The 26,369-nt window shown below is 54.3% G+C and carries 24 protein-coding genes; 8 read left to right on the top strand and 16 right to left on the bottom strand.

What is annotated here, in order from left to right:
• Positions 1–23: 23 nt before the first annotated feature.
• Entirely contained in the window at positions 24–572 is a 549-nt protein-coding gene (locus BN8_RS07415) for a DUF4136 domain-containing protein (protein ID WP_009281212.1), read from the bottom strand.
• Between the two features lie 123 nt (positions 573–695).
• Here BN8_RS07415 and BN8_RS07410 point away from each other — a divergent pair, with 123 nt between their 5' ends.
• From BN8_RS07410 to BN8_RS07405, 3 genes are all read left to right on the top strand, one after another.
• Positions 696–1,742 carry an SDR family NAD(P)-dependent oxidoreductase gene (locus tag BN8_RS07410; protein ID WP_009281210.1) on the top strand — a complete coding sequence of 349 codons (1,047 nt, stop codon included), beginning with the start codon at positions 696–698 and terminating at the stop codon, positions 1,740–1,742.
• A gap of 123 nt (positions 1,743–1,865) precedes the next feature.
• The gene (locus BN8_RS32815) at positions 1,866–2,108 is read left to right on the top strand and encodes a hypothetical protein (RefSeq protein ID WP_009281208.1); all 243 of its coding nucleotides are present in this window, start codon (positions 1,866–1,868) and stop codon (positions 2,106–2,108) included.
• Between the two features lie 213 nt (positions 2,109–2,321).
• Positions 2,322–2,666, top strand: coding sequence for a hypothetical protein (locus BN8_RS07405; RefSeq protein WP_144051605.1), 345 nt, complete (start codon positions 2,322–2,324; stop codon positions 2,664–2,666).
• Positions 2,667–2,771: 105 nt separating this feature from the next.
• Here BN8_RS07405 and BN8_RS32730 read toward each other — a convergent pair whose 3' ends face one another.
• Together BN8_RS32730 and BN8_RS31560 are read right to left on the bottom strand one after the other, a co-directional pair.
• Positions 2,772–2,981: a hypothetical protein gene (locus BN8_RS32730; protein WP_229367819.1), complete on the bottom strand. Its 210-nt coding sequence runs from the start codon at positions 2,979–2,981 to the stop codon at positions 2,772–2,774.
• A 195-nt stretch (positions 2,982–3,176) separates the two neighbouring features.
• On the bottom strand, positions 3,177–4,046 hold the full coding sequence (locus tag BN8_RS31560; protein WP_009281205.1) for an SDR family NAD(P)-dependent oxidoreductase: 870 nt from the start codon (positions 4,044–4,046) through the stop codon (positions 3,177–3,179).
• A gap of 181 nt (positions 4,047–4,227) precedes the next feature.
• Here BN8_RS31560 and BN8_RS07395 point away from each other — a divergent pair, with 181 nt between their 5' ends.
• Positions 4,228–5,943: a GMC oxidoreductase gene (locus BN8_RS07395; protein ID WP_009281204.1), complete on the top strand. Its 1,716-nt coding sequence runs from the start codon at positions 4,228–4,230 to the stop codon at positions 5,941–5,943.
• Between the two features lie 13 nt (positions 5,944–5,956).
• Here the strand turns inward: BN8_RS07395 and BN8_RS07390 are convergent, their stop codons facing one another.
• Positions 5,957–7,192: a DEAD/DEAH box helicase gene (locus BN8_RS07390; protein WP_009281203.1), complete on the bottom strand. Its 1,236-nt coding sequence runs from the start codon at positions 7,190–7,192 to the stop codon at positions 5,957–5,959.
• Positions 7,193–7,266: 74 nt separating this feature from the next.
• Positions 7,267–7,488, bottom strand: a complete 222-nt coding sequence (locus tag BN8_RS07385; RefSeq protein WP_009281202.1) for a VF530 family protein — start codon at positions 7,486–7,488, stop codon at positions 7,267–7,269.
• 110 nt (positions 7,489–7,598) lie between these two features.
• On the opposite strand from BN8_RS07385, the gene BN8_RS07380 reads away from it, so the two are divergent.
• Positions 7,599–8,075: a YdeI/OmpD-associated family protein gene (locus tag BN8_RS07380; RefSeq protein ID WP_009281201.1), complete on the top strand. Its 477-nt coding sequence runs from the start codon at positions 7,599–7,601 to the stop codon at positions 8,073–8,075.
• Here the strand turns inward: BN8_RS07380 and BN8_RS07375 are convergent.
• Positions 8,072–8,923, bottom strand: coding sequence for an Ig-like domain-containing protein (locus tag BN8_RS07375; protein ID WP_144051604.1), 852 nt, complete (start codon positions 8,921–8,923; stop codon positions 8,072–8,074). The genes BN8_RS07380 and BN8_RS07375 overlap by 4 nt on opposite strands.
• 151 nt (positions 8,924–9,074) lie before the next feature.
• Positions 9,075–9,527: a hypothetical protein gene (locus BN8_RS07370; RefSeq protein WP_009281199.1), complete on the bottom strand. Its 453-nt coding sequence runs from the start codon at positions 9,525–9,527 to the stop codon at positions 9,075–9,077.
• 189 nt (positions 9,528–9,716) lie between these two features.
• On the opposite strand from BN8_RS07370, the gene BN8_RS07365 reads away from it, so the two are divergent.
• The 3 genes from BN8_RS07365 (at position 9,717) to BN8_RS07350 (ending at position 12,795) form a co-directional block, all read left to right on the top strand.
• On the top strand, positions 9,717–11,420 hold the full coding sequence (locus tag BN8_RS07365; protein ID WP_009281197.1) for a M14 family metallopeptidase: 1,704 nt from the start codon (positions 9,717–9,719) through the stop codon (positions 11,418–11,420).
• Between the two features lie 344 nt (positions 11,421–11,764).
• On the top strand, positions 11,765–12,139 hold the full coding sequence (locus BN8_RS07355) for a hypothetical protein (protein ID WP_009281195.1): 375 nt from the start codon (positions 11,765–11,767) through the stop codon (positions 12,137–12,139).
• Positions 12,136–12,795, top strand: coding sequence for an ATP-binding cassette domain-containing protein (locus tag BN8_RS07350; protein WP_229367815.1), 660 nt, complete (start codon positions 12,136–12,138; stop codon positions 12,793–12,795). The genes BN8_RS07355 and BN8_RS07350 overlap by 4 nt, the downstream gene beginning before the upstream one ends.
• Before the next feature lie 71 nt (positions 12,796–12,866).
• On the opposite strand, the gene BN8_RS07345 is transcribed toward BN8_RS07350, so the two are convergent.
• The 9 genes from BN8_RS07345 to BN8_RS07310 form a co-directional block, all read right to left on the bottom strand.
• Positions 12,867–15,020 carry a TonB-dependent receptor family protein gene (locus BN8_RS07345; RefSeq protein ID WP_229367808.1) on the bottom strand — a complete coding sequence of 718 codons (2,154 nt, stop codon included), beginning with the start codon at positions 15,018–15,020 and terminating at the stop codon, positions 12,867–12,869.
• A gap of 188 nt (positions 15,021–15,208) precedes the next feature.
• The gene (locus BN8_RS07340; protein WP_040005517.1) at positions 15,209–16,513 is read right to left on the bottom strand and encodes a vanadium-dependent haloperoxidase; all 1,305 of its coding nucleotides are present in this window, start codon (positions 16,511–16,513) and stop codon (positions 15,209–15,211) included.
• A 185-nt stretch (positions 16,514–16,698) separates the two neighbouring features.
• Positions 16,699–17,679, bottom strand: coding sequence for a helix-turn-helix domain-containing protein (locus BN8_RS31555; protein WP_009281191.1), 981 nt, complete (start codon positions 17,677–17,679; stop codon positions 16,699–16,701).
• A 157-nt stretch (positions 17,680–17,836) separates the two neighbouring features.
• Positions 17,837–18,787 carry a magnesium/cobalt transporter CorA gene (gene corA / locus BN8_RS07330; protein WP_009281190.1) on the bottom strand — a complete coding sequence of 317 codons (951 nt, stop codon included), beginning with the start codon at positions 18,785–18,787 and terminating at the stop codon, positions 17,837–17,839.
• A gap of 133 nt (positions 18,788–18,920) precedes the next feature.
• Positions 18,921–20,228, bottom strand: coding sequence for an amidohydrolase family protein (locus tag BN8_RS07325; protein ID WP_009281189.1), 1,308 nt, complete (start codon positions 20,226–20,228; stop codon positions 18,921–18,923).
• A 1-nt stretch (position 20,229) separates the two neighbouring features.
• Positions 20,230–20,385, bottom strand: coding sequence for a hypothetical protein (locus BN8_RS33175; RefSeq protein WP_009281188.1), 156 nt, complete (start codon positions 20,383–20,385; stop codon positions 20,230–20,232).
• 43 nt (positions 20,386–20,428) lie between these two features.
• The gene (locus tag BN8_RS07320) at positions 20,429–23,497 is read right to left on the bottom strand and encodes an amidohydrolase family protein (RefSeq protein ID WP_009281187.1); all 3,069 of its coding nucleotides are present in this window, start codon (positions 23,495–23,497) and stop codon (positions 20,429–20,431) included.
• A 181-nt stretch (positions 23,498–23,678) separates the two neighbouring features.
• Positions 23,679–24,452, bottom strand: coding sequence for an SDR family NAD(P)-dependent oxidoreductase (locus BN8_RS07315; protein ID WP_009281186.1), 774 nt, complete (start codon positions 24,450–24,452; stop codon positions 23,679–23,681).
• A 108-nt stretch (positions 24,453–24,560) separates the two neighbouring features.
• Complete coding sequence (locus BN8_RS07310) at positions 24,561–26,234, bottom strand: UxaA family hydrolase (RefSeq protein ID WP_009281185.1); 1,674 nt, start codon at positions 26,232–26,234, stop codon at positions 24,561–24,563.
• Positions 26,235–26,369: the final 135 nt, after the last annotated feature.

Here is a 26,369-nt window from a genome sequence, read left to right as displayed (position 1 = left end):
TTTCAGAGCACCGGCCGTTTTTTTTAGACCTGCTTACCCGGAAACTTTTGGAACACCTTACTGACAGCCTCACCGATCTGCTGCGGAGTTACGCTCTTTCGATTCAGCACACTCGATACGGCCGCGTCCCAGATGAGCGCGTTTTTCTGTGCATCCACAACGTGCAGGTTCACAGTGCCCTCCTGGTACGTACCAACGGGCACTTCCTGACTCCGCCATGAGTACCGGCGCTGCCCGACGTAAATAGGCGCTTCATAAATCGTCGTCTGGCGGGTCTGGGTTTTTTCCTTCACCACCGCCCCCAGATTTACCAACAGGTCGGGGTTATCACTCGTCTGCTGGTAGCCCCGGCGTTTCAACTCAGCGGTAACGGCTTGCTTGATCTGCTCCATAGCCGCCTGGTACGTATCGCGCGGGGTAGCTTCGATTCGGTTTGTATCGACAAAAGCAAACGTCTGATACGACGACCACGACGCGCTGGCATCGGCCTGATTGCGAACAATTCGATAAGGTGAACAACTGGCAATCAATAGCCAGCATCCAATAACAACAAGGGCTCTCATGCTTTTCATACCGTTTTTTTACTTAACAAATTTATCTTCAGGATTGCTCCGGAATGTTCCCGAACGTCCAGGCGGTTAAACATCTCCTGTATGACGTAGTTATTTAACTGATTCATCAATTACTCAACAGTTATGAATGCACACAAGGGAAAAACGGCCCTGATCACGGGGGCTTCGAGCGGTATTGGCCAGGAGCTGGCCAAACTTTTTGCCGAAGATGGCTATAATCTGGTGCTGGTTGCCCGGAGCGAAGACACTCTGGATCGACTGGCCGACGTATTCAAAAGCAACTACGGTACGCAGCAGATTACCGTAATCGGCAAAGACCTTTCAAAAGAAGATGTCGCGCGGGAAGTGTACGACGAAGTGACAGGCAAGGGGATTACGGTCAATGTGCTGGTCAACGACGCGGGCATCAGTACCTACGGCAAATTCGCGACCGAAACCGATTGGGAAGCCGAAAAATCACTCATTCACCTCAACGCCATTACCCTAACCCACCTGACCAAGCTGTTCGTTAAGGACATGGTGGAACGGAACGAAGGGAAAATCCTGAATCTGGCGTCGCTGGTTTCGCTGACGGCCATGCCGCTGCAGGCTGTGTATGCCGCCACAAAAGCCTACGTCTATAATTTTACGCTGTCGCTGGCCAATGAGCTGAAGGGTACCAACGTAACCGTTACGGCTCTGCTGCCTAATGCAACCGACACCGACTTTTTCAACAAGGCCGGTGCGCAGAATACCCGCGTTACTGACGAGGTTCAGGATCCGGTCATGGTCGCTAAAGACGGCTACAAGGCTTTGATGAAGGGCGAACTGAAAGTGGTACCGGGAGGTATTAAAAACAAAGCGTACGAGCTATCGTCGTACCTGGCCCCAGCCGAAATGCTGACCGGGATTATGCGGCATAAGAACGAGCCAAAAGACCCCGAAGCCGACCGCCGGGCCAACAACCTGGCCTTAGGCATTGGTATTGCCGCGGTTGCCATCGCGGGGGTTGTTCTGTTCGCACGGTACGGCAACAGTAATCTGCTCGACACCGGCCGGCTGAAAGCGAAACTGAATGATGCGCTTAACGGCACCGGCGATCTGGTAAGCGATGCAAAAAGCACCGCCAGCGATACGTGGTCGAACCTCGAAAACGTAGCCAAACAAGTATTTGGCAATACGTTTGCCTGATTTGCCTCATCCGGAAAGCCTGCCACTGGGCTTTCCGGATTACCTCCGCTACTCGACTATCTACATTCTCCGACGAATCAATCCGTCATTCTCCGCCAATCGGTCGACACTTAACGCATTATCATGAACTCAACCTCCTCAACCCCAACAGAACCGGAGAATAAACCCGATACTGAACCTGAATCAGATGTCGGAAATATGGCCTTAACAGCGCTGGAGGGTGGCCTGTTGCATTCGGACGCTGAACCGGCCGGGACCAACGTAGATCAGAGCCCGGAGGAAGCCAATGCTCAGACGTCTTCCAACCTGACTGGTACCGACCGTGACCAGACCGGCGCGGACGAAACAATGGCGACGGACTCTTGATTCGTCTGCGTTTATATCAACGTATTCATTAGCTTTTTTTCAGCAGGGCAAAGACACTGTTCATGGTCTTGGTTGACATTCGTTGACTTGCGGTGGCTTCGACATTCCGCATTGGACCATTCCCTTACAATCAATTTTCGGTTTGTTACTCCGTAACGGCTTTCAGGTTGATTACGAATGAAACTGAAAACAGTGATCCCTAGCCCTATTGAAATGGATACTATACTTGTAATTTCCGATTATGTACAGGCACTGAAAGCTGAGGTCGGTGAGCCATTAAGGCGACTCTATCCCAATGCTGAAATCCGGTTCTGCCTGTTCGATGGCGAATTGCTGAACGAGCTAACCAGCGGTTTGTTGCCGATCTTGATCCTAATGGATATGGGCGCCGACAATTTGCTGATTATGAAAGAATTGAGGTCGTTCGCCTGCCTGTCCCGAACCCCTATGCTGATGCTACGGGCCGAAGCGACAAAACGGAAAGTCGAAGCTGAAAGTGAAGGCATAGGGTGGTTATACAACACCTTGAACACGCATCATCAATACCAGTTGAATTAATCAAGTCGAGTAAACGCAATTGCGACCGCCCCGACCGCCTACCTCAACTGATGGTCGATACAGGCGTCAGGTTATGGCTTCATACAGCACCGCATCACGTTCATCTCACTGAGTTACACTGCCCGGCGTGACTGGTTGCGGCAGCGAAGCAGAATCACTGCCTATGGACGATAGGGAGTCGATTACGTCAGTTGCCAACGAATCCATAGGTGTGCTTGATTTGGTCGTCTCGGTCGATTCGTTCGACGAACAGGCTGTTGTCAGGAGACCTACGCCAACAGCAACGCTCAATAATTTGCCAAATGCTTTTATCATGATCACGACGGTCAGGCGGCAGGTTACTATCAATAACTTACTGACATATAGGTTTACTTTTCGAAACGGTACTGCACCCGATTAGCTGGAAAACTGAGTTGATAAGGTCCTGTTCAATAAGATTACTAATTTATGGCCGCCCGATGGCGTTTTCTGTGAGGATTCGGTCCACATCACCCGCGTTGGACCTTTAGCTTAGTTATCTTCGGGACGCATGGCCGTCGACTGAACAGGTATATCCTGAACCAGAGATTTGCGAATGGGCTCGTGCCGGTGATCATCCTTGAGTTTACTGAACAAGGTGTTGAGTATCCGAAGCCGAAGCCGAACCGGCAGCGATCGCATGAGTCGAATCACCCAGCGGTTTACGCGTTTAGGAATGATCAATCCCTCGTTCTGTAGCATTCCCTCAATACCAATCTGCGCCACTTCGCTCGCGGTTAGGGTGATGAGCCGCGGCCAGAATCCAAACGGCTTGGCGCGTCGCTCATGACGCGGATGATTCGTCAGAACAGGCCCCGGGCACATGACGCTAACGGCCACGCGGCCTTTCCATTCCTGCCGTAAGGCCAACGAAAAGCTGTAAATAAAGTGCTTGGTACCCGTATAGACCGCATAGTAGGGAACGGGCATAGTTCCGGCCAGACTGCTCAAATTAAGCACGTAGGACGGTGCGTTTTGAAACAGTTCGGGTTGCAGTGCATGACACAACACACTACTGAGCGAGGTGTTAACGGCGATTACGTCCCGTAATTGATCGGGCGACATGGCCTCAAACCGCCCCGTATAACCGATACCAGCGTTGTTGATTAAGATGCGCACAGCCAGGCTTGCCTGCTTTACCCAGGTCACAATCTCCTCTACAGCCCCGGCTTTGGTTAGGTCCAGCCCCAGCGAGTAGCAGCGGACCGGAGCCGCATCTTCAATAATCCGGACTGTGGCTGCCAATTGCTGGTCCGGTAGTGCGACAATGGCTATGTCGTAGCCTTCGCGTGCACAGGCCAGCGCAAACTCCCGCCCAATTCCATCACTCCCTCCCGTTATCAATGCACAAAAGCGGTTCATAAAAAAGTATTGTTTATGTAGTTAATTAACCCAGACCGGCATCAGAAGTTAGTCACCGCTCCGTTAGCTTGTTTTACCCGTTGAGCGCAGTACAACCCGCAAACAGGCGAAAAACATGAAAAAACCCAGACAAAACTGGTAAATTAGACCCTCATTTAGTGACGAAACGTACCCGAACAATATGCATACAAGGCAACAGGAACCACTGGCAGACCACTACGATGCCATCGTCGTAGGATCGGGAATCAGCGGAGGATGGTCGGCCAAAGAGCTGAGCGAGAAGGGCCTTAAGGTATTGCTGCTTGAACGAGGTCGTATGATCGAACACGTAACGGATTACCATACGGCCACCAAAGCGCCCTGGGAGTTTCCACACCGGAACGCCCGAATGCCCATCGATCTTCTGAAAAAATATCCGGTCCAGAACCGCACCGGATTTGCCATAACAGAGGCTACGCACCATCACTTCGTTAACGATCTTGAGAATCCATACGTAGAAGAAAAGCCTTTCGATTGGATTCGGGGTTACCATGTTGGTGGCCGGTCGCTCATGTGGGGGCGGTATTCGTTCCGATTTTCGGATCTGGATTTTGAAGCCAACGCCAGAGAGGGTATTGCAACCGACTGGCCGATTCGGTACAAAGACATTGCCCCCTGGTACGATTACGTCGAAAAGTTTGCCGGAATCGCCGGTAACCGCGACGGACTACCACATCTTCCCGACGGGCAGTTTCAGCCGCCTTTACCGGACAACTGCCTGGAGCAGCACTTCCGTAAGTCTGTTAATGAGCAGTTTGCGGATCGAAAGGTGATTTCGGCGCGGGCGGCCCACATCACCGCGCCCACCAAAGAGCAGACAGAACTGGGGCGGGCTAAGTGCCAGTTCCGAAACATGTGTATGCGCGGCTGCCCTTACGGTGCGTATTTCAGCACGCAGTCCGCTACGTTGCCCGCGGCCCGCCGGACCAAAAACCTGACGGTTCGCCCCCACTCCATCGTCAACTCCATCATCTACGATGAAAAACTTGGCAAAGCAACGGGCGTTCGGGTAATTGACGAGCAGACGAACCAGTGGCACGAATTCCGGGCAAAAATTATCTTCCTGAACGCATCGGCGCTCGGCTCTACGTTTATCCTGCTTAACTCCAGATCGAACCGCTTTCCGAACGGCATGGACGATAGTGGTCAGTTGGGACACAACCTGATGGACCACCATTTTCACGTTGGTGCCAACGCCATTTACGAACGCGACCTCGACAAAGTCTACTACGGTCGGCACCCGGCCGGCTTATACATTCCTCGCTTTCGCAATCTTGGTCAGGACCAGCAGCCGTTTAAACGCGGCTACGGTTTCGAGGTGTATACCGGTCGCCAGAACTGGGATCACGCCTACGGATTGGAAGGATTCGGAGCCGACTTTAAGCAGAAAGCGACGCAGTTCGGTAACTGGACGATTACACTCGACGCATTCGGCGAGTGCCTCCCCTACTACGACAACCGGGTGTCTCTGACCGACGAGGTCAAGGATAAATGGGGGCAGCCAGTGCTGAAAATGGACGTGCATTACCGGGAGAACGAGACCCTGATGCGCAAAGACGCCCAGGAACAAGCGGTGCTGATGCTGGAAAAAGCCGGCTTTTCGACCATTGAAGGATTCGACAGCCAGGCACATCCGGGATTGAGCATTCATGAAATGGGAACAGCCCGAATGGGTAATGACCCCAAAACATCGGTGTTCAACAAATTCAACCAGCACCACATTGTCAAAAACGTATTCTGCACTGATGGAGCCTGCATGACCTCATCGCCCTGTCAGAACCCGTCGCTGACGTATATGGCCTTATCAGCCCGGGCGGCTGACTATGCGGTGCGCGAACTGAAGAAGGGAAATTTATAGCAGCCGGTCTCCGCTATTTTCCCTTCTTCTTTTTCTTGTTGTGCTCAAACTCCTCGACCTCCTGCATCAGGGCTTTAAGGTCAACGCGGGCGTCGTCGCTCAGGTCGCGGGTGGCCATGTAGTCTTCTTTGGATATATCGATGCGGGCAACGGGCTGGTTCAGATACGTTTCAATCTCGGCCAGCAGTGGTTTTTCTTCGCTACTGCAAAATGACACCGCCGTTCCTTTCTGCGTACCCCGACCGGTCCGACCTACGCGGTGGACGTAGTTTTCGGGCTGCTCGGGCAGATCATAGTTAACTACGTAGTCCACATTTGGAATATCAATTCCCCGGGCGCTGACATCCGTAGCAATCAGCACCTTCACGTCACCTTTCCGAAACTGGTTCAGCACCTGTACCCGGCTGGCCTGCTCTTTATCGCCGTGAATGGTCTGACTCGAAAGCCCCATGCGATGCAGAGCGCTGGCCACCCGCTCGGCCCGGACCTTCGTCCGCACGAACACCAGGATTTTGTTGTCGGGGTGTTCTTTCACGATCCGTTCGAGAAAGAACCGTTTGTCGTCCATCTCAACGAAAGCGACGGAGTGCTCAATGTTACGGGCTACACGGTTCTCCGGCGAAATCTGAATGCGGATAGGGTTATGCACCAGCGAATACGCCAGCTTTTTGATCGTTTCGTCGATCGTGGCCGAGAAAAACAACGTTTGCCGCTTGCGGGGCAGGCGCTTCACCAGATCCTGGATGTCTTTTAAAAACCCCAGATCCAGCATATGGTCGGCCTCATCCAGAATCAGGATTTCAACGCGGTCGAGTTTCAGATGGCCCTGACTGACCAGATCGAACAGCCGACCAGGTGTCGCCACCAGGATGTCGATTCCTTTTTCGAGCCGCATGATCTGCGGGTCCTGCTCCACGCCCCCGAACACAGAGAACGACTTAGTGCGGGTGTGCTCCCCCAGCGACCGGAACACATCGGTGATCTGAATGGCCAGTTCGCGGGTCGGTACCATCACCAGACACTTCACGCCCTCGGCCCGGCTGGAGCTTTTCCGGCTGTGGAGCATACTGATGACCGGAATGGCAAATGCAGCCGTTTTCCCCGTACCGGTCTGGGCGATGGCCAGTACGTCCTCCCCCTTCAGGATAGACGGAATGGCTTTGTACTGGATGTCGGTCGGCCGTTTAAAGCCCAGCGTTTCCAGATTACGCTTGATCTCGGGGGCGATATTGTATTCGTCAAATTTCATGATATCGGTATTCGGTTCAACGGTTCAGGTCCAATCCGGCCGCGCTAAGAAGCGTAGAACCTGAACCAGTAAACTCATCTTTGTTTCATGCGCAAATATAAATCTTCCACTTTCTGACGGGCCCAGGGCGTTTTGCGCAGAAACGTCAGACTGGACTTGATGCTGGGGTTGTTCATAAAGCAGTTGATCCGGATGTGGTAGCTCAGGCCATCCCACCCGTAGCGGTCAACCAGTTCGTTCAGAATCATTTCCAGCGTTTTGCCGTGCAAAGGGTTATTGGGTTGTTCAGCGCTCATGCAAAACCGGCTTCTTTTAAGGCAAATGTGCTTTATTTATTGGACAACCCTATTTGTCGGCGATAAATTGCAAAATATTTTTCACCAACCGATAAACGTTCTTCCTGGTCATGGAGACCAACCAGTCCTTCAGTTTCGACACGCGTATTGAGCGGTTTACCATCAAAGGCGGCATTCATTACATCGATGTGCCCGACGACGTAGCCCGTCAGTTTACAACCAAAGGCTACAGTCGGGTGATCTGCTCGATCAACGACGCGATCGAGTATCATTGCGCCCTGATGCCTAAAGGTAATGGCCTGTTTTTTATCAGTGTCGGACCGCCGATCCGCAAAAAAGCCGGTTTGGTGCTTGGTCAGGCAGTGAAAGCCACAATCCGTCGGGACGACAGTCCCTATGGGCAGGCGATGCCGGAAGAGCTTGAGGAATTACTTGCGATTGACGACGAGGGCAACCGCCGGTTTCACGAGTTGACACCGGGGCAGCAACGCGGGATTATGTACTACGTATCGTCGGCCAAGGGCGTACAAACGCGCATCGACCGGGCTATCAGGATGATTGATCGGCTAAAACTGAAACGCGGTTAATTTGTCACGTCGATCCGGTACAGCCCCTCCCGCTGGCTGGTGATGGTACTGCCGGGCAGAAAGGGCTCGTCGGCTTTCACGGTTTCGGTCGAACTCACGCTTACCCCCAGCGCATTGACATCGGTATCATTCCCCTCCAGATACGATTTGGGCAGCACGAAGTTACCTTTTCCGGAACCAAGCCGCTGGTTCAGGTAGTCAGTCTCCGCAACGCTCCGCTCTTCCTGCACGACGTTCCCGCTCGGGTCTTTTTTCTCCCTGATCTTAAAAATTTTCAGCTCGCTGGTAGAGCCCTCGCCCTGGCACTGGTGCCACAAGTTTACGAGATAACTATGGGGTTCGACATTGTTCCACTGGATTGTCAGCGGCCGGCTCCGGTGGTGTGTCAGTGGAATGGTGAAATGATCGGCTGTCAGGTCAGGCTGCGTCCGAATGCGGCCCAGTTCGAAGGTTTGGCCATTACTCATCACCACCGTAACGATGTAGTCCTGATTGCCTGCAATGCGAATCGATGAATCTTTCAGTTCGTAGTACGGAAATGCGCCGTAATAGTTCGTAGCGCCCTGGTTCAGGCGTAGCGCCGTGCCATTAACTTTTAGCTGGATGCTGTTATTAGCCACAGGCTTGCCATCGCGGTCACGGACGTAGGCTTCAACGGTTGCCGACCGGCTGACGTCGTTCCCATTCTGCCGCATAATGAGCAGATTGATCTGAAGAAGCGAGGGGTCCGTCACTACCGAAGAAGACAGCGACGACTCGGTACACTGCGAGAATAAGAAAACAAGGCTCAGGGCAACAAGCCACCAGCCAAACCGACTACCGGCAAACTCAACCATACGGGTGTTCAAACGAAAGAATCGTTTTCAGACTACGAATCATCATTCGCAGCTTCGTAACGTTTGAGACAAAGGTATGTTCTGCCGGAATCGGGTTGTAAACTCTTTGAGCGAAAGGATACAGTAATTGCTGAACCTAGGCGTATAGCCTCTTCAGCGCTGTTCAGAACATCTTCATCAGCTTGTAGGTTGTCCCGGCCACTATGCCACTCACCAGGTACCACGCCACTGTCATTGCCGAGGTTGCAGTTGAGCGCCGGGTTGGTTTTTCGCCCAGGCCCATCGGTCCCGGCAGCATAACCGCTCCGAGTCCGGCCGCTGTACCCAGCGCTGTACCGATCAGCAGGGGTGATTTACCATCGTTCAGCCCGACCAGGCTGTAGTAGAGGGCATTAGATGCAATGTCGCCGATCATGGCCGGTACGTACAGGTCGTCTTCGGCCGGTGCCGAATGGCCGGCGGCCCGAATGCCTTTGATCAGCACTCGCTCACCCAGCTTATCGGCTCGGGGGGCCTGAGGCACAAACTGGCGTACGGTTTCGTGCAGCACGGTCAGCACGATGGCTCCGGTCAAGCCGCTGCCCAGCGCCCGAACGGCGTTCGTAGTCGTTGTCATAATAAGGTTGTTGAGTGAATGTCTGTTATTTATATAAACAATGGGGTTATGAAGATGTTTGAGCGGTTCGCCGGTTACCCTGTAGCCACGCCGGGCAACTGCGTAGTGACAGTAGCCGTCTAAATGTTGATAAATTGGTCGATGAACTCGTCCGCTCTGCGTTTCTTTGCACGTTGAGAACACCAACCCATGATCCGATCCATCGCGCTCTTTCTCTGCCTGCTTACCGTGTCAGCCTCCGCTCAGAAAATTCGTTATGAACTGTCTCAGGGCAAAGAGACCGCTACGTACGCCGAAATCATCGCCTTCTACCAACAGCTTGACCGCCAGTATGAAGAAGCAACGTTGATTGAGGTGGGGCCAACCGATGCCGGTAAGCCGCTGCACCTCTTCCTGCTCGATCCGGACAGACAGTTCACGCCGACAGCCGATAAGGTGACGCTGCTGATCAACAACGGTATTCATCCCGGTGAGCCCGAAGGCATCGATGCCACCATGCTGTGGGTACGGGATATGCTGAACCGGAAGACCCTCCCCAGCAACGTACTGCTGGCGATCGTGCCGGTGTACAACATCGGTGGATGCCTGAACCGGGGCGTGTCGCGGGTAAATCAGAACGGACCGCTGGAATACGGATTTCGGGGGAATGCCCGAAATTATGACCTCAACCGCGATTTCATCAAGACCGATACGGAAGATGCCCGGACGTGGCAGACGATGTTCCAGACGTATAAGCCGCACGTACTGATCGACAACCACACCAGCAACGGAGCGGACTACCAGCACATCATGACGTATTTCGCGACGCTGAAGGATAAGCTGCATCCGGCCGTGTCGGGTTATATGGCACAAACACTCCAGCCCGAACTGGACAAGGCCCTGACGGCGAAGGGCTTTGAACCAGTACCCTACGTTAACAACTTCTCGGATACACCCGAAAGCGGGTTCCCGGCCTTCAACGATTCGCCCCGCTACTCGTCGGGCTATGCGGCCCTGTTCAACTGCATCGGTTTCGTGGTTGAACTGCACATGTGGAAAGACTACCCAAGCCGGGTCAGGGGTACGCTCGCGTTTATGGAGGAAGCCCTGCGCATCGTCAGCCGCGACGCCACCCTGCTCATTCGGAACAAACAAAACGCCGATGAGGCTGTCAGTAAACAGACCGAGTTTCCGCTCACTTACAAGCTGGATCGCACGAAAAGCAAGTTGATTACCTTCAACGGCTACGAAGCGAAGTACAAGCCCAGCGATGTATCGAGCCTGAAACGACTGTATTACGACCGATCCGCGCCCTTTACCAAGCAAATTCCGTATCAGAACAGCTACGTGCCCGACGTAACGGTACGTAAGCCGAAAGCCTACGTGATTCCGCAGGGCTGGACGGCCATCATCGACCGGCTGAAACGGAACGGCGCACAGTTGAGGCCTTTATCGGCCGATTCGCTGATGACCGTCCAAGCGTATTACATTGAAGACGCCAAAACGACGCAACGGCCGTTCGAGGGCCACTACGTCCACTCGAATGTAGTGGTTCGCAAAGAATCGCTGCCCATTCAGTTTTACAAAGGAGACTATGTGGTTTCGACCGACCAGCCAGCCAACCGCTACGTTGTTGAAACGCTGGAGCCTCAAGGTATCGATTCGTTTTTCGCCTGGAATTTCTTTGATAGTATTCTGGGGCAGAAAGAGCATTTTTCGGCGTACATCTTTGAGGATACAGCCGCCGAACTGTTGAAAAACGACCCGGCCCTCCGCAAGAAACTGGAAGAGCGCAGGGCAACCGACACGGCTTTTGCCAACGATGCTAATGCTCAACTGGAGTTCGTCTACCGCCATTCGACGTATTACGAGAAAACCCACAACCGCTATCCGGTGTATCGGCTGGAGAGGTAATTCCTTATTGATTCAGAGATGTCACATGGCAACATACGCGTACCGTTGTTCAGTTGTTACTGACACCAGTCAGGCCCCTGTTTTCGCACGCTAAAAAGCCAACGACCGCGATTTCATTCAGCAATTGATACGTACCGGCTTGTACAACGGTATCGTCCTTGTTGGTAATTTCCTTCGGATGGTTCGGCCCTCCCTCACCCAACAAAAAAGCGACGGGCATCACATACCTGCCGGCGTATCGCGTATCCAGGCTGGGGAGCTGTGACCACGGCTCATTATTTTCTGGATCGTAGTTCCTCAACCACGCCCCGTATTATGATTAGTTTTACGTAGCCTGTTAAAGTATGTTAAGTCCGATTTCGGTCTGGACGCACCGCCTATATTTCCAAAAAATAGGCGCTATGGTTCGGCTGCGGGTCGTCTGGATTCTCTATAAACAGATTGGGGTGTATAGCGTCGCTACGTCGCTGGCTCTATGGCTATTGGCCGGAATGCCCACCTTACGGTCCGGGAATTTCAGTGAAGCGCTGGTGTTTCTGCTCTGGACCCGAACGCTGAGCCAGTTGCTGATCTGGTACCTGTTCCGCACCACCAACCGAAAGGGCTTTTTCTTTTATCATCATTTCGGCTGGTCTGAACGTCAACTGGCTTTGCTGAGCTACCTGATCGACCTGGTTTGTTTCGGATTATGGATTTGTCTGATGAGCGTATTACTATGACAGCGCGGCTGGAAGCGGACAGTATCTGGCTGGAATATGGTCAGCACCGGATTCTGCAAAACATCTATGTCCGGGTGGATGTTGGTCAGGTAATCGGGTTGCTGGGCCGGAATGGCTACGGTAAATCTTCCTTGCTTGAAATCATTTACGGTACCCGATCAGCTCAGAACCACTCGGTCCGCATCAACGGCCATTACGTTGACAAACTGTACCAGCGCCCCAACACAATCGCCTTTCTTCCGCAGAAATCGTTCATTCCCGGTACGTTGCTGATCAGCGAGGTGTTTGGGCTATACGGCTCATCGGTAACAACGGCTACTGAGCTCTTCCCCGAGCTGACCGACATGCTTCCGCACCGGTTCGACCAGCTATCCGGCGGTCAGCAGCGGCTGATCGAAACTGTACTGGTTTTGACCAGTCCGACCGACTTCGTGCTGCTTGATGAGCCGTTTTCGAACGTAATGCCCCTGCATGTCGAGACGCTCAAAGTTTTGATCAGCACCGTAAAACACCAGAAGGGCATTTTACTGACCGATCATTATTACCGCGACGTACTGGACATAAGCGACACGGTGTATGTTCTCACATCGGGCGGACGCACGATCCAGTTGACTGAGCCGGAACAGCAGCTACAACACTACGGTTATATTCGGTAGCTTGATTAGCTATAACCCCGTACGTAGCGGTAAACCGTTTGCCGCTACGTACGGGGTTAATGTTCAGGTTGTCACAACGTAAACCCAACCGCAACAACGCCACTACGTCCGTCCGACGGCCAGACGCCCGGCCCCGGATAAAACGTCGGTCGTTTCGTGAAATACTGCCGGTTCAGCAGGTTGTTCAGGCTGCCCCGGATGAGAACGTGCTTACTGGTTCGCCAGCTCACGTTTACATCCCACAGTCCGTAGGCGGGCACCGGACCTTTGGCACCGTTAGCCGTGGGGATAGGCGTATTCAGCGCGTCTGAAAAGGTCTGGCCAACGTAGCTGTACAAGGTGGTCAGGCGGGCGCGGCCGTAGCGAACCACCAGGCCGTTGCGACTTGTCCAGACGGGCACCGACTCAACCCGATTTCCGTCGACGACCATGTTTTCCCGGCCATTCGATACCGACGCGTTAACGTAGCGGGCGTCGATATAAGCCGTTGTCGAAAACACCTGAACGCCCCACCGACGCGTATGCACCACATCAACCTCGACCAGTGCCTCAACGCCCTGATTACGGCTGTCACCGATGTTCGTACGCAGTACCAGACTCTGACCGGCCGGGTCGGTCGTGATGAGATTACCCATCCGGTTTCGGTACAGCAGGTCGAACAGCGTTACGTGCATCCGAAGCGCCTGCCAGTGTCCTTCAATGCCAAGCTCCGCGTTGAAGCCGGTGGCATCCTTCAGATTTGGAGCCACCCGTTCATAGACCGAAGCCGGAATAATATCTTTGAAGATAACGGGCCGATACGCCTGCGACCAGCCGCCGTATACCCGAACGGCGTCGTTTAACCGGTATTGCGCATTAACGCCCGCCAGCACGAACCGGTGTGTGATGGTATTCGGCACGTCGATTGGGGCGTAGTACCGAATCAGGCCGCTCATCCGGCTTTCTCCGTTTTCGGCCCGCAGACCGGCCGAAACGGTAAGCCGGGACGTTAACCGAAACTGGTTTTCAGCGAATACTGCTACGTTGCGCGTCCGGAAGTGCAGATCCCGGCCCCAGATAGTCCCTTCTACCAGACTCAAATCGTAGTCTGTGCCGGTGGTACCCTGGCCCAACTGACGCCGGTGTAGGTCGTTGTTGATGCCCTGAACTCCAATTGCCAGTGTAGCTTCCCGGTTCACAAAGGCGTACCGGTGCAGCAGCCTAAGTTCAGACGTGTAGCTGTTGAAGCGGTCGATGTCTACCTGCCTTGGTTTATATTGACCCGTTTGCGGATCAATGGCATCGGCTACCGTAGCGAACGCATCGAACTGAACGCTGCTGCGTGTACCCAGCACGGCCGATGTTGTCCAGACAATTTGTGTCCGGTCCGTCAGTTGCCAGTCCAGCCGCACCGATGGCACCCAGATATCGGGACTGAAGTAGTTTCGACTACGTGTCGACTGGCGTGGATTTTCTGCAAACATCGAATCGGTCAACGGACCCGGTATCTGGTAGCGGTACGTCGACCGGCCGAGTTCAGCCCGAAGTCGTAGCCGATCCGTGGCCTGGTATTGCAGACTGGCAAACTGGGCCTGGGCGTCGGAACAACTGTTCTGGCGGTACCCATCGGAATGTCGTCGGTAATCGTAGACGTAATACGCCCATTTCCCAATTCGACCACCAAGGGCGTTGTACATACTCCGCAGGCCGTATGACCCAACTGAGTTAATGCTCTCGTAACCAATCGTTCGGGTCGTATCGGCTCCTTTCGTGACGTAGTTGATCATGCCGCCAAACTGCGAACCATATTGAAGCGACGCCGTACCCCGCACCAGTTCGACCCGATCAATACTTTCTAACGGCGGGGAGAAATGGCTGGCCGGATAGCCGTACAGGTCGGAGTTGGTGATAACGCCGTTCTGCCGACTGTTCAATTCCCAGGAGCGGTGCGGGTCCAGCCCCCGCGTGGCAATGTTGATCTGGTTGCCGACGCCATCCATATCGTAGACAAACACGCCGGGAACTCGCGCGAAAACCTGCCGCCCCGTTTTCTCAGCCACATTGGCATCAAGACCCGATAGCCGAATCACCTCACTCCGCTTCCCTGCCATCAGGTAGGTACCGTAGACATCGGGTAATGATTCAACCGAAGGCATACGCCGGCTTCGTACCGTCACCTCATTTAACACATGGGCGGACGTAGTTAACGGACTACGTACGGTGTCGGATTGAGCAAAGAGTCTCACTGGCGTTGCGCTCAGTAGTATAAGTAAGGCATAGACTAACGGTAATCGTACTGTAAGTAGCATAGCTGGTAAAGAGGAAGGTGCTGCTGAAACTGATGTGATACCATACTGAAGTCGATACGTACCAAGCATTAACTCATCCGGCCACTGCAATGAGTACCGGATGAGTCGATACGTACGCAAAGGGCTTACCTGAGGGCGGTTGCTTTAGGCTTGAGGTAATTGTCTATCGTCCACTGCCCGATTTTACCACCCATATCCAGACCCGCCTTGCAGGAGAACCGGAAGTGGATTCCTACCCGCACACGAGAGTCAGCGTTTTCCTGAGCCGCCTGGCTGAAGCTCTTGAAACTACGCGTCGGGGTAACCGGATCAGCCGTGGGCGAACTCATCGAAAAGCCGGTTTTATCGCCCAGGATGTTCACTAACACCGTTGCCGCAGCGTTACCAAGGGCACTGTGCGTCGACGGATAGTCCTGCACCGGTGGCGTCGGCATCAACGGCTCCCAATTTGCATCGGCGGTCGTCGTTTCATTACCGTCGGTGTCGGCTTTTTGAATGGCCGTCAGTGGGCGCCAGAAATTGTAGTGGAACTTCGACTCCCAGCCCGCCGTGTACGCATCAGCCATGGCTATGTTAACCAGGGCAAACAGCCGGGCGGTAGCCAGCAAATCCAGCTTGCGACCGGCCAGGGCCGCGCGGGCAACCCGGTTCCAGCCGGCTTCTGAGAACTCGTACCAGAACTTGCCATACGCAGTCTGATCGGCCGTGCGCGTTTTGCTGTCCTTCACGCCAACGGTTTTCACCTCCTCGAAATCCCTGGCGTATTCCTGGCTGATCAGCGCTGGTTGCGGAGCCACACGGAACTGGTCGGGGGATTTCAGACCAAACGGCTGCATTTGCTTCCAGAACGGGGCAAAAATAAAGGCGAATGGGGTTACAACCTGGTACTCCCCTGGCTGAACTGTGGGCTCAATCAGTGCGATTGGGTCCTGTAGTGCCCCGTCGTTCTGGCGCTGGGCCAGAATGGCGGCTGCCGCTTCTTTCCCCAATGCAATCCCCCGGTTGTAACGATCGCCGGTTGGCAGTTTCGCCAGCGATTGGGTCAGGGCCGAATCGAGCCTGGCTTTCTTATCGGGGAACGAAGCAGCCAGCACCGCATGAGCGGCCGACGCGGCTGCCGCTATAGGTTCAGCCTCGGCATCCTGCCGGTAAAACGCGTACGTCTGGTAGGCCGGCGCGATGCTGTTCAGGGCGTCGTGCATGGCCAGGTGAACCATTGCGTTAATCCGAGACGCCAGCAAACTGTGCTGGTACGCAGGGCCACCCATTGCCTCGTAAGCCATCTGGTTCCAGTCCAGAACAACCTGGTTCGAGTACCCCGCCAACAGCGGTTTTTTTCCGTTAGTACCGGGGTTTACGTCGTTGGAGAGTTTGCAGGCCAACAGCAATATACCACTGAAGACGAGCGTGAGCATGTTTACCTTTTTCATGGTGATCAAATATGTTTTTGGTTTGCGTGACAAAATTGCAGCGGCCCGGCCGGGTACCGGATATGCGAAACGGATTACCAGGTATGCGAAAAGTATTTCCTGCATACCTTGAATTACCGGAAAAGCGAAGTGCCCTGCCGGACGTCCGGCAGGGCACTTCGCTCCTATCTAAACCCTTAATTTTGTTAATGCACGAGCAGCGGCTGCCCTTTGAGTTGAGCGGGCGAATAGCCAAACCGGCGCTTGAAAGCCGTACTGAAGTTGGTATAGTGACTGTAGCCCAACTGATCGGCTACGGTCCAGACGTCCTGCTTCTCCTCCAGCAGCAACTGCCGGGCGTAGCTCATCTTCTGGTCATCAATGTAGCGCATCACCGACGTATCAAACAGCTTTTTGAAGCCGTACTTGAGCTTGAAGGTGTTGAGCCCAAAGAGCCGGACAATCTTCTCCAGCGAGAGTTCATCGAGATAGTGCTGATCCAGGTAGGCTTTCACCGCGTGCAACGTATCAATGTCACGACGAGTCAGCTTCGTATCCGTAAGCACAGCAATCGCTTGCCGATCCCGACGAAACCCTGCTAACTGCTCAACAAGCATCAGCCGAATCAGGGCGTCTTTGTAGGTTTGGCCCAATTTACCCTTGTACGGGCAATTCAATAACTGATGCACTGATGCCTGTATGTTTACACTAATCGGCCGACTTTCGGTTACGGTTGAAAACGGTTGTTCGCCATCTTCCAGCAACCGTAACCAATCGTCGTCCAACGCCCCTTCATCCAACAGGTGCGCGGCTACTACGTCCGAATTAAATTGGATTGACAACCCCTGGAGCATATTTTGTTCTCCAACCATAAAATCTGACTGAAGAACCGGCAAATAGCAAAGGCAATGATGGCGCTCCGGCACCTTGTATTGATAGTTCAGATTGAACGAACATCCTCCGCCAAGCTGAAAATACATAATCATAACCGACTCAGGTCGCCGGGCTAAAACGGCCAGACGGCTATTTTCGGTAGTAATACGGGTATTGAATAACGTGGCGCCGTTCAGTTCTTCTACATCAATCGATGCTTGAGCCAGGCCCGGCTGTTCAATGTAAATGGATGTCGGCTTAGCCAGGCGAAACACTTCTCCGAGGGTGTGTTCGATCTCTTCCGTAGTTACCATGAGTTTGGTATGAATTAGGCAAAGTACTGAGTTGAACGATCAACTTCCGACGACATAGTCTGCCACTCAAAGGTAGAACGGTTATGGGCTATTATACCAAAACGGCTTATTATACGGTCTAATAATCAGCCGCTTATCAATTCACTAACAAGATGTGTCACAGCCAGTTCTTGCGTTTGAAGATATACCACGTCCCGACCGACGACAGGATCATAGCGGCAATGGCCGAAGGGTAGCCCAGCGACCAGTGCAGTTCGGGCATCGAATCGAAGTTCATCCCCCACATACTCGCCAGGAGCGTTGGCGGCAGAAAGATCAGCGACACAACGGTGAAGATTTTGACAACCCGGTTCTGCTCCAGGTCAATCAGACCGAGGTAGGTATTTTGTAGAAACTCCAGCCGCTCAAAAATGAAATTGGTATGTTCAATCAGCGAATTGATGTCTTTGATGAGAGCACGCAGCCGTTGCTGCTCGTCGTCGGTGAACCAGCCGTCGGACCGGATCATGGACGAAATCACACGCTGCTTGTCCACTACGTTTTCGCGGATGGTCATGGTCAGCTCCTGGTATTCGTTGATTTGCAGCAGCATATCGCGGTCCAGGTTGGAATCCAGATCGAGCTGGCGATTAATGGCTTTCACCTCCCGCGACACCGCTTCGACCAGGTCGGCATCCGCATCGATCCGTGACTCGAAAATGGCGATCATAATCTGCCCACCATCTTTGAACGTCGCCCGCTTCGATTTGATCTTTCGCACCGTATCGGCAAACGATTTCAGGTCAGCATTCCGGTACGTAAACAGCGTATCGTCTTTCAGAATGAAGCTCACCGGCACGTTGGTGTAGCCCTCATCCTTGTGCGGGATCATGAAGTTGGAGTTGGCAATCAGAAAATCGTCCTCCTCGATGTACCGCGAACTGCTTTCAATTTCGGCCTGCTCCTGCTGACTCAGAAAATCGACGTCAAACTTTTCTTCGACGCTCTTGATCTCACCCGATGTCGGGTTTTGCAGATCCACCCACAATGTACGCTCGGTGTTAGAAAACGAATCAATATCCCGGATTTTTCGAACGGCGGTTTCGTCTTGCTGAAAGATACGAATCATGGTTGAGCAGCCCGATTTTACGATGGGTGATAGATCTACGGTTGAAGTAGATTTCCCGGCCGCAAAGTTCAAAAAAAAACGGGCCGATCAAAAGTCGGCCCGCTTCAGAAACACAAGCTCCAGTCAGCACTTCTTATTTGCCCTGCATCGGCTGGTTGTATTTCTCGCGGTAGATGTTGTATAACCGCTTGTGTTTATCATCCAGATTCACGTGACGGCCCTGAATGAATGCGTGCTCAACGACGTTGGTCCGCATATCGAGGGCATCGCCCTTTGATACGAACAAGGTTGCGTGTTTACCTTTTTCGAGCGTACCGACCTGCTTATCGATGCCCAGGATTCTGGCTGTGTTAGACGTAATCATCTTCAGCGCTTCTTCTCGATCTCCCAAGCCGAAGCCTACGGCCGTACCGGCCAGGAATGCCAGGTTCCGGCTGCGCCACCACTCGTCGGAGTAGCTCAGGGCGACGAGTACGCCCGCTTTCTGCAAAATGCCCGGCATCCGGTACGGCAGGTCCACGTCTTCGTCCTGGCGATTGGGCAGCCGGTGCAGCGCGCTCAGAATCACTGGTACGTTGTTTTCTTTCAGGAAGTCAACAGCCCGGTGAGCTTCTTCACCACCGACAATCACCACCTTCGGAATACCAAATGACTTGGCAAATTTGACCGCTTCGATGATGTCCTTTCCAAAATCGGCGCGAATGTAGAGGTTGGCGGCTCCCGTGAACAGCCCCCGCATAGCCTCCAGCTTCAGGTTCATCGGCTCGGGGTTTTTAATGGCTGCGTAGGCTTTCGCGTCGGCAAACGTAGCCTGCAGGGCGTCGATGGCCTTGCTCCGGTTCTCGTTTTTCCGGAGCGATACCGAGAAGTCCTCCATGCTGAAGCTACGTGCGAAATAGCCCGGCCAGTTCAGCCACATACCGTCGTCTTTTTTCAGGACGGCATCTTCCCAGTTCCAGCCGTCGGTCTGCATAATCGACGAGCAGCCCGACACCGTACCGCCCAGCGGCATGGCCTGGGTCAGCAGAATGCCGTTGTTCCGAATGGTTGGAATGACCTCCGAATCGGTGTTGTAGGCGATCAGCGCCCGCACGTTCGGGTTCAGTACGCCGATCTCCCGCGAATCGACCGTTGACCGCACCGCCGACACTTCCTGCAAACCAACCAGCGACGCAGGCGAAATCAGACCGGGGTAAATGTGTTTCCCGGTAACGCTGATAACTTCGGCCCCGGCGGTTGGCGTATCGCCATTGCCCACCGCCGTGATGATCCCTTTGTCAAAAACGATGGTTCCGTTCTGAATCACCTGCCCATTGCCGACGTGAATTGTCGCGCCGGTCAGGGCGATGGCCCGCTCCTGGGGCTTGGCCGGAGCCGGGTTTTGCGCTTTCGCCAGAGTGAGGGCCGCGAAAGCGAGTATGGTTAAAAATGTCTGTTTCATGTTAGTATGGTTTTAAACGCAGAGGCAGCAGAGCGTGCGCAGAGGCCACGGAGCCATTTGTTTCCGTACTGTCGGGTTTCGTTGCGAAGTCGGGTGTGGTGCTGTCGTGCTGTCGGGTTTGCGAACCCGACAGCACGCCGATAACAACGCCAAGCACGACGTTCAGAGAAAAACGCTGTGTTCTCTGCGTATCTGCTCTTTTATTTCTGCGTTTCAGTGTGTTCCTGTTCTTCGCCCTCAGCCATTACGCCTTCGATGTCTTCGCAGTGCCACATCCGCTGCCGCCGGAAATTCGGGCGCTGGGTCTGAGCCCCACCGGCCTTCGCCGTCAGCATTTTCTGAATCAGTCGGGCCCGTTCTTTCTGTAGCTCCTCGTGCTTGCGGTCTTCTTCCTGAAGGTCGAAGTAGATAGTACCGTCGATGATGGTCTTTTCCGGCCGGGCGTAGATGGCGAGCGGATTGGCATTCCACAGCACCAGATCGGCGTCTTTACCAGCCCGGATGCTGCCGAGTCGGTTGTCGAGGTGAAGCAGTTTGGCCGGATTCAAGGTCACCATTTTCCAGGCATCTTCTTCTCCGATACCACCGTATTCAACTGCCTTGGCCGCTTCCTGATTCAGTCGGCGGGCCATCTCGGCATCGTCGGAGTTGATGGATACCGTAATGCCCTGGCGGTGCATCAGAGCTGCATTGTACGGAATGGCGTCTTTTACCTCCATTTTGTAGGCCCACCAGTCGGCGAAGGATGATCCGCCCGCCCCGTGTTTCGCCATCTTATCGGCCACTTTGTAGCCTTCCAGAATGTGCGTGAACGTATTGACCTTAAAGCCCAGCGAATCGGCTACGTGCAGCAGCATGTTGATCTCCGACTGTACGTAGGAGTGGCACGTAATGAAGCGTTTGGCGTTCAGGATTTCGGCCAGGGCATCCAGTTCGATGTCGCGATGCGGTGGTGTTGCCTTTGCTTTATCTTTGGCCGCCAGCTTATTATAAGCCGCCCAGGCTTTATCGTACTCACGGGCGCGGGTGAAGTGATCCATGTATACCTGCTCCACCCCCATCCGCGACTGCGGGAAGCGGGTCAGTACGTTCGGGTTGGGGTAGTTCGCCTGCTTGACGTTTTCCCCGAGCGCAAACTTGATGAAGCCGTCGGCTCCTTTGATCAGCAGCCCCTCCGGCGATTCGCCCCATTTGAGTTTTACGAGCGCCGACTGCCCCCCGATGGCATTGGCCGAACCGTGCAGCAGTTGCGATGACGTAACGCCCCCGGCCAGTTGCCGGTAGATGTTAACATCTTCCGAATCGATTACGTCGGCCATACGTACCTCTGCCGAGCTGGACTGACCGCCTTCGTTGATCGAAAACAGCGCGATGTGCGAGTGCTCGTCGATGATGCCGTTGGTGAGGTGCTTACCCGTTCCATCGATCACGTTCGCCCCGGTGGGCGCGGTCAGGTTCTTACCGACCTGGGCGATCTTACCGTCACGTACCAGCACGTCGGCCCCCTGCATCACGCCGTCTTTCTCGTTCGTCCAGACCGTAGCGTTTTTGATCAGCATCGTCTGAGCTTTGGGTTTCTGCGGATTACCCATACCGACGAACGGATACAGTACGGTTGCGCTGGCGGTCGTAGCTACCGGCGACGTAGCAGTAGTTGATGTAGCCGTTGTCGACGCAGGCACATCACCCGTGCGGGTAGCCGACCAGCTAATGAGTTTACCATCGGGAGCTTCACCATCGCCTTTGATAGTGGTCGGAGAGGTACGGTATCCGGTCAGGCGGGTAGTTCCAGCTCGGCGATTTAGCGGTACCTGCATCGTGATCAGGTCGTTGCTGACCGATACCTTCGGGGTTATCTTGGTCGTATCGGCCATGATCTGGTAGTCCAGCTTATCGACCGATTTGCCCGTTATGTTCAGTTTCAGATTAGACCGATCGCCGATGGTCAACTGCCAGGTGCCGCGCAGATCGGCCGCATCTTTGTTGCCGATTACGTACTGTTTCCCACGAATCCAGTTTTCGTAGATGACTACGTCGGGGCTGAACAGATTGCCCGAGGTAATGATGAAGTTAGCGACCCGCCCTTTTTGCAGGGTTCCCACCATATCGTCGGCTTTAACCAGTCGGGCGGGGGCCAGCGTCAGGGCTTCGAGGGCTTTCTCTTCAGACAGACCGCTTTCTATCGCCTTGCGGACATTCGCCCAGAAGTCTTTCTTATCCCGCAGACCGGCGGTGGTCAGCGCGAAGGGAATGTTCGCACCGGCCAGGCGGGCGGCATTCATCGGGGCCATTTCCCAGTGTTTCAGTTCGGCCAGCGATACGTTGTCGGCATCCCAGGGGTCTTCTACGTCGAATGCCTGCGGGAAGTTAACCGGTATGACCAGCGCGGCCCCGGTTGCCTTGATTTCATCGATGCGCTGGTATTCGTCGCCACCGCCCCGGATGATGTACTGCACGCCAAATTCATCGCCGATTTTATCGGCCCGCAGCACGCCGAGCTTGTCACCGGCTTCAAAGAACGTCGGCAACCCCACCAGCCGCCCGAAAGCTTCCAGCGACAGGTTGGCCTGTTCCCGGCTACCACCGCGCTTGTACCAGTCGGCATCGTAGAGTGCCTGCCGGAGCAGTGCCACAGAGCCCATCATGGAGTTCGGGTACGTTTGCCCCGAGCTACCCTTACTGAACGAGTAGTGGGCCGTTACGTTCGGTTTCAGCACGAGCGTGTTTTCGCGGTCGTCGGCCAGGGTAACCAAGGCTCCCGATCCCCGGGCAATGCCGTCGTGGGGGTGGGTAAGCACGACGCCGAAGCCAATCTTGCGCAGTTCGTCGGCTTTGGCCCCGTTGGCTTTGAACAGCAGACTGGCGTCGTTTTCGGGCTGAATGGCCTGGTTCCAGTAGTACGCGCCTTTCTTGTTGGATTCATATTGCGGAGGGGCGCTGAAATTACGGGGTTCGCGCCGTACCTCCGGCATGCCGTAGTCAGAATCCAGCTCAATCAGAGCCGGATAAATCGACTTGCCTTTCAGATCGGTTACGACCGTACCGGTGGGCAGGTTCACGTTCGCGCCGACGGCCTCAACCCGGCCATCGCGGATAAGCAGCGTCGCATTACGGAGGGTAGTTTGGGGATCAACGACGATGGTAGCGTTGGTAAACGCGTAGAGACCCAGTCGTTCGTCAAACACACCATTACGCGGGAACGTTGTCTGTGCCCAGCCCGTATAAGACAGACCGGTTGCCAGAAGCAACGTAAGGAAACGTTTCTTCATAGATATAGGTAAGAAGATGAATTGGGGCGAAACCGTCAAAAATAAGAAGAAACGGCCACGATTTACGGAAATTGCAAAATAAGATTTTGCAAAAATGGACCAACAGTGCTTCGCCTTACCTGGAGAAAAAGGAAACGTATGCCCTGGATTGTGGAATAACCAGTCAGGGCATACGTGTATGTCAATTGTTTAGCCGGGTGAACCCACCATCGATGGGATAATCGCAGCCGGTGATAAAGCCGGCTTCGTCGGAACAGAGGTAGAGTGCTAGTGCTCCAATCTCCGCTGGCTTGGCCATACGGCCGATCGGTTGCGTTTTCGACAGCTTGTCGAACATTTCGGCCTCCTGACCGGGGTAATTCCTGGCAATAAACCCGTCGACAAAGGGCGTATGAACCCGCGCCGGTGAGATGCAGTTGCAGCGGATATTGTCTTTCAGGTAATCTTTGGCCACCTGCAAGGTCATGGTCAGCACGGCTCCCTTGCTCATGGAATAGGCAAAGCGATCGGGCAGCCCTACGGTTGCCGCCACCGACGCCATGTTAAGCACCACCCCGCCCCCGTTGGCTTTAAACTGTGGAATGACGGCGTACAGGCAGTTGTAAACGCCCTTGACGTTGACCCGGAAGATTCGTTCAAAATCCGCTTCGCTGGTGGTTTCGACCGTACCGATGTGCGCAATTCCGGCGTTGTTGACCAGAATATGAATCGGCCCCTGGGCAACGATCCGGTTCACGGTTTCGAGCACCTGGGCCTGATCCGACACATCGACCGCATGGGCCTGCGCCTTTCCGCCCTCGGCAACAATCTGATCGGCTACCTGCCGGGCCTGATCGGCGTTCAACTCAAGAATATGAACTGTTGCCCCTGCCTGCGCAAAGGTTTGTGTGATAGCCAGCCCAATACCGCTGGCTCCGCCCGTAATCAGCGCCGTTTTGTTGTGTAGTGAGAACATAGAGAAAAAAGGAGAAAAGGGAGGAAAGGAGGAGGGAGGAAAGAGGAAGGAAGGACTACGAGCCGCTTTTCCTTTCTCCTTTCCTCCCCTTCCTCCTTTCCTCCTTTTTTATAAAGACACCCCCCGCTTCCAGGGGATAAAATCGTCCTGGCCAAGTTGTTCGGCTTTGGTGGTCACGTCTCCGGATGCCAGTTGGATAACGTACTCCAGCAGGGCCTCGGCGTTTTCGTCGATACTTTGCTGCCCGTCGATGATAGGTCCGCTGTCAAAGTCAATTACGTCGGGCATCCGGTTTTTCAGGGCGGTATTGGTCGAGATCTTCACAACGGGGCAGACCGGGTTGCCCGTGGGCGTACCGAGGCCGGTCGTGAACAGAATCACGTTGGCGCCCGAGCCGGCCATGCCGGTCGTCGCTTCTACGTCGTTGCCGGGCGTACAGAGCAGATTCAGGCCGGGAGTCTGCACCGGTTCCGTATAATCAAGTACGTCAGCAACCGGGGCCGTACCACCTTTCTTGGCCGCACCGGCCGATTTGATGGCGTCGGTGATCAGCCCATCCTTGATGTTACCCGGCGACGGATTCATATCAAATCCCGACCCGACAGCCTCAGCCTGGGCCGAATAGGTCTGCATCAGGTCGATGAATTTCTGTGCTTTGGCTTCGTCGCGGGTGCGGTTGATCAACTCCTGCTCCACGCCGTTCAGCTCCGGGAATTCGGCCAGTACGGTTTTGCCGCCCAATCCGACGATTAGATCGGACAGATGACCGATGGCCGGATTAGCCGAAATACCCGAGAATCCATCGGACCCGCCACATTTCAAGCCAACTGTAAGCTGGCTGAGTGGTGCCGGTTGGCGCTCCTGTTTGTTGACCTGAACCAGCCCCAGGAAGGTTTCCTTGACCGCCTGCGACAACATCGCAAACTCGGTACCGGCCTGCTGTTCGTAGATCAGCAACGGTTTGTCGACCTTCGGGTTCTGCCGACGTATTTCCTTTTCGAGCATGTTACCCTGCAAATGCTGACAGCCCAGGCTCAGCACCGTAGCCCCCGCTACGTTTGGGTTATTGATAAAGCCGGCCAGCAGCGAACACAAAGCCGCCGAATCCTGACGCGTACCGCCACAGCCCATTTCGTGCGTAATGAACTTGATCCCGTCCACGTTGGCGAAGGGCCGTTCTACTACCGGCTGGTTGTAGTTGAGCGTGTGCAACTGCGACGGCTCCACGAACGGCTGCATCTTTTTTACCTTGTCGAGTTCACCGGCCTGGTACAGATGCAGCAGTTCACGCACCTGCTCCCGGTAAATCTCCGGCTGCGCATAGCCCAGCTCCCGTTCAAACGCATCCTTGAGAATTAAAATGTTCCGGTTTTCGCAGAACACCAGCGGAATGACAAGCCAGTAGTTGCGCGTGCCGACGCGACCGTCGGCGCGGTGATAGCCCATGAACGTGCGCCCTTGCCAGCGCGAAACGTCGGGCGGTTGCCAGCTATACCCCTGTTTCCGGTCCAGGCCATAGCGATCGGCATCGTGTTTGAGGTTAAATGTGGTAATCGGTTCGCCGGTATGGATGGGCTGCGTGGCCTTCCCGACCAGCACACCGTACATAGTAATCGGGTCGCCGGGCTGCCGCTCTTCCGTCACGAATTTATGTTTGGCACCTACCGGATGCGGTAATGTATACGTCTGGCTGTCGAAGGTAATCTGCTCCCCGGCCGGCAGGTCGCGGAGGGCGACAATAACGTTATCGGCGGGGTGTACTTTGAGCACACGGGCGGGCATACTAATCAATGTTTTTTACCGTAAAGAGGATTCTACACTCGAAATATACCCCTGTTTGAAAAAACTTTACCTCGATTCCTTGCTAATTTCTGTACCAATCTCAACTTTGAGCTTCAATTCCATCCTTCAGCCTTT

Source organism: Fibrisoma limi BUZ 3 (assembly GCF_000296815.2).
Classification (GTDB): Bacteria; Bacteroidota; Bacteroidia; order Cytophagales; family Spirosomataceae; genus Fibrisoma; species Fibrisoma limi.
This window is presented reverse-complemented; position numbering and strand designations above follow the sequence as displayed.

What these genes read in the sequence shown, in the direction of transcription:
- BN8_RS07315 (WP_009281186.1), bottom strand. Translation starts at nt 24,452, where the DNA reads ATGTTCTCACTACACAACAAAACGGCGCTGATTACGGGCGGAGCCAGC.
- BN8_RS31560 (WP_009281205.1), bottom strand. Translation starts at nt 4,046, where the DNA reads ATGAACCGCTTTTGTGCATTGATAACGGGAGGGAGTGATGGAATTGGG.
- BN8_RS07350 (WP_229367815.1), top strand. Translation starts at nt 12,136, where the DNA reads ATGACAGCGCGGCTGGAAGCGGACAGTATCTGGCTGGAATATGGTCAG.
- BN8_RS07380 (WP_009281201.1), top strand. Translation starts at nt 7,599, where the DNA reads ATGGAGACCAACCAGTCCTTCAGTTTCGACACGCGTATTGAGCGGTTT.
- BN8_RS32730 (WP_229367819.1), bottom strand. Translation starts at nt 2,981, where the DNA reads ATGATAAAAGCATTTGGCAAATTATTGAGCGTTGCTGTTGGCGTAGGT.
- BN8_RS07310 (WP_009281185.1), bottom strand. Translation starts at nt 26,234, where the DNA reads ATGCCCGCCCGTGTGCTCAAAGTACACCCCGCCGATAACGTTATTGTC.
- BN8_RS07355 (WP_009281195.1), top strand. Translation starts at nt 11,765, where the DNA reads ATGTTAAGTCCGATTTCGGTCTGGACGCACCGCCTATATTTCCAAAAA.
- BN8_RS07415 (WP_009281212.1), bottom strand. Translation starts at nt 572, where the DNA reads ATGAAAAGCATGAGAGCCCTTGTTGTTATTGGATGCTGGCTATTGATT.
- BN8_RS07390 (WP_009281203.1), bottom strand. Translation starts at nt 7,192, where the DNA reads ATGAAATTTGACGAATACAATATCGCCCCCGAGATCAAGCGTAATCTG.
- corA (WP_009281190.1), bottom strand. Translation starts at nt 18,787, where the DNA reads ATGATTCGTATCTTTCAGCAAGACGAAACCGCCGTTCGAAAAATCCGG.
- BN8_RS07340 (WP_040005517.1), bottom strand. Translation starts at nt 16,513, where the DNA reads ATGAAAAAGGTAAACATGCTCACGCTCGTCTTCAGTGGTATATTGCTG.
- BN8_RS07365 (WP_009281197.1), top strand. Translation starts at nt 9,717, where the DNA reads ATGATCCGATCCATCGCGCTCTTTCTCTGCCTGCTTACCGTGTCAGCC.
- BN8_RS07320 (WP_009281187.1), bottom strand. Translation starts at nt 23,497, where the DNA reads ATGAAGAAACGTTTCCTTACGTTGCTTCTGGCAACCGGTCTGTCTTAT.
- BN8_RS07325 (WP_009281189.1), bottom strand. Translation starts at nt 20,228, where the DNA reads ATGAAACAGACATTTTTAACCATACTCGCTTTCGCGGCCCTCACTCTG.
- BN8_RS07410 (WP_009281210.1), top strand. Translation starts at nt 696, where the DNA reads ATGAATGCACACAAGGGAAAAACGGCCCTGATCACGGGGGCTTCGAGC.
- BN8_RS32815 (WP_009281208.1), top strand. Translation starts at nt 1,866, where the DNA reads ATGAACTCAACCTCCTCAACCCCAACAGAACCGGAGAATAAACCCGAT.
- BN8_RS07370 (WP_009281199.1), bottom strand. Translation starts at nt 9,527, where the DNA reads ATGACAACGACTACGAACGCCGTTCGGGCGCTGGGCAGCGGCTTGACC.
- BN8_RS07395 (WP_009281204.1), top strand. Translation starts at nt 4,228, where the DNA reads ATGCATACAAGGCAACAGGAACCACTGGCAGACCACTACGATGCCATC.
- BN8_RS07405 (WP_144051605.1), top strand. Translation starts at nt 2,322, where the DNA reads ATGGATACTATACTTGTAATTTCCGATTATGTACAGGCACTGAAAGCT.
- BN8_RS07385 (WP_009281202.1), bottom strand. Translation starts at nt 7,488, where the DNA reads ATGAGCGCTGAACAACCCAATAACCCTTTGCACGGCAAAACGCTGGAA.
- BN8_RS31555 (WP_009281191.1), bottom strand. Translation starts at nt 17,679, where the DNA reads ATGGTAACTACGGAAGAGATCGAACACACCCTCGGAGAAGTGTTTCGC.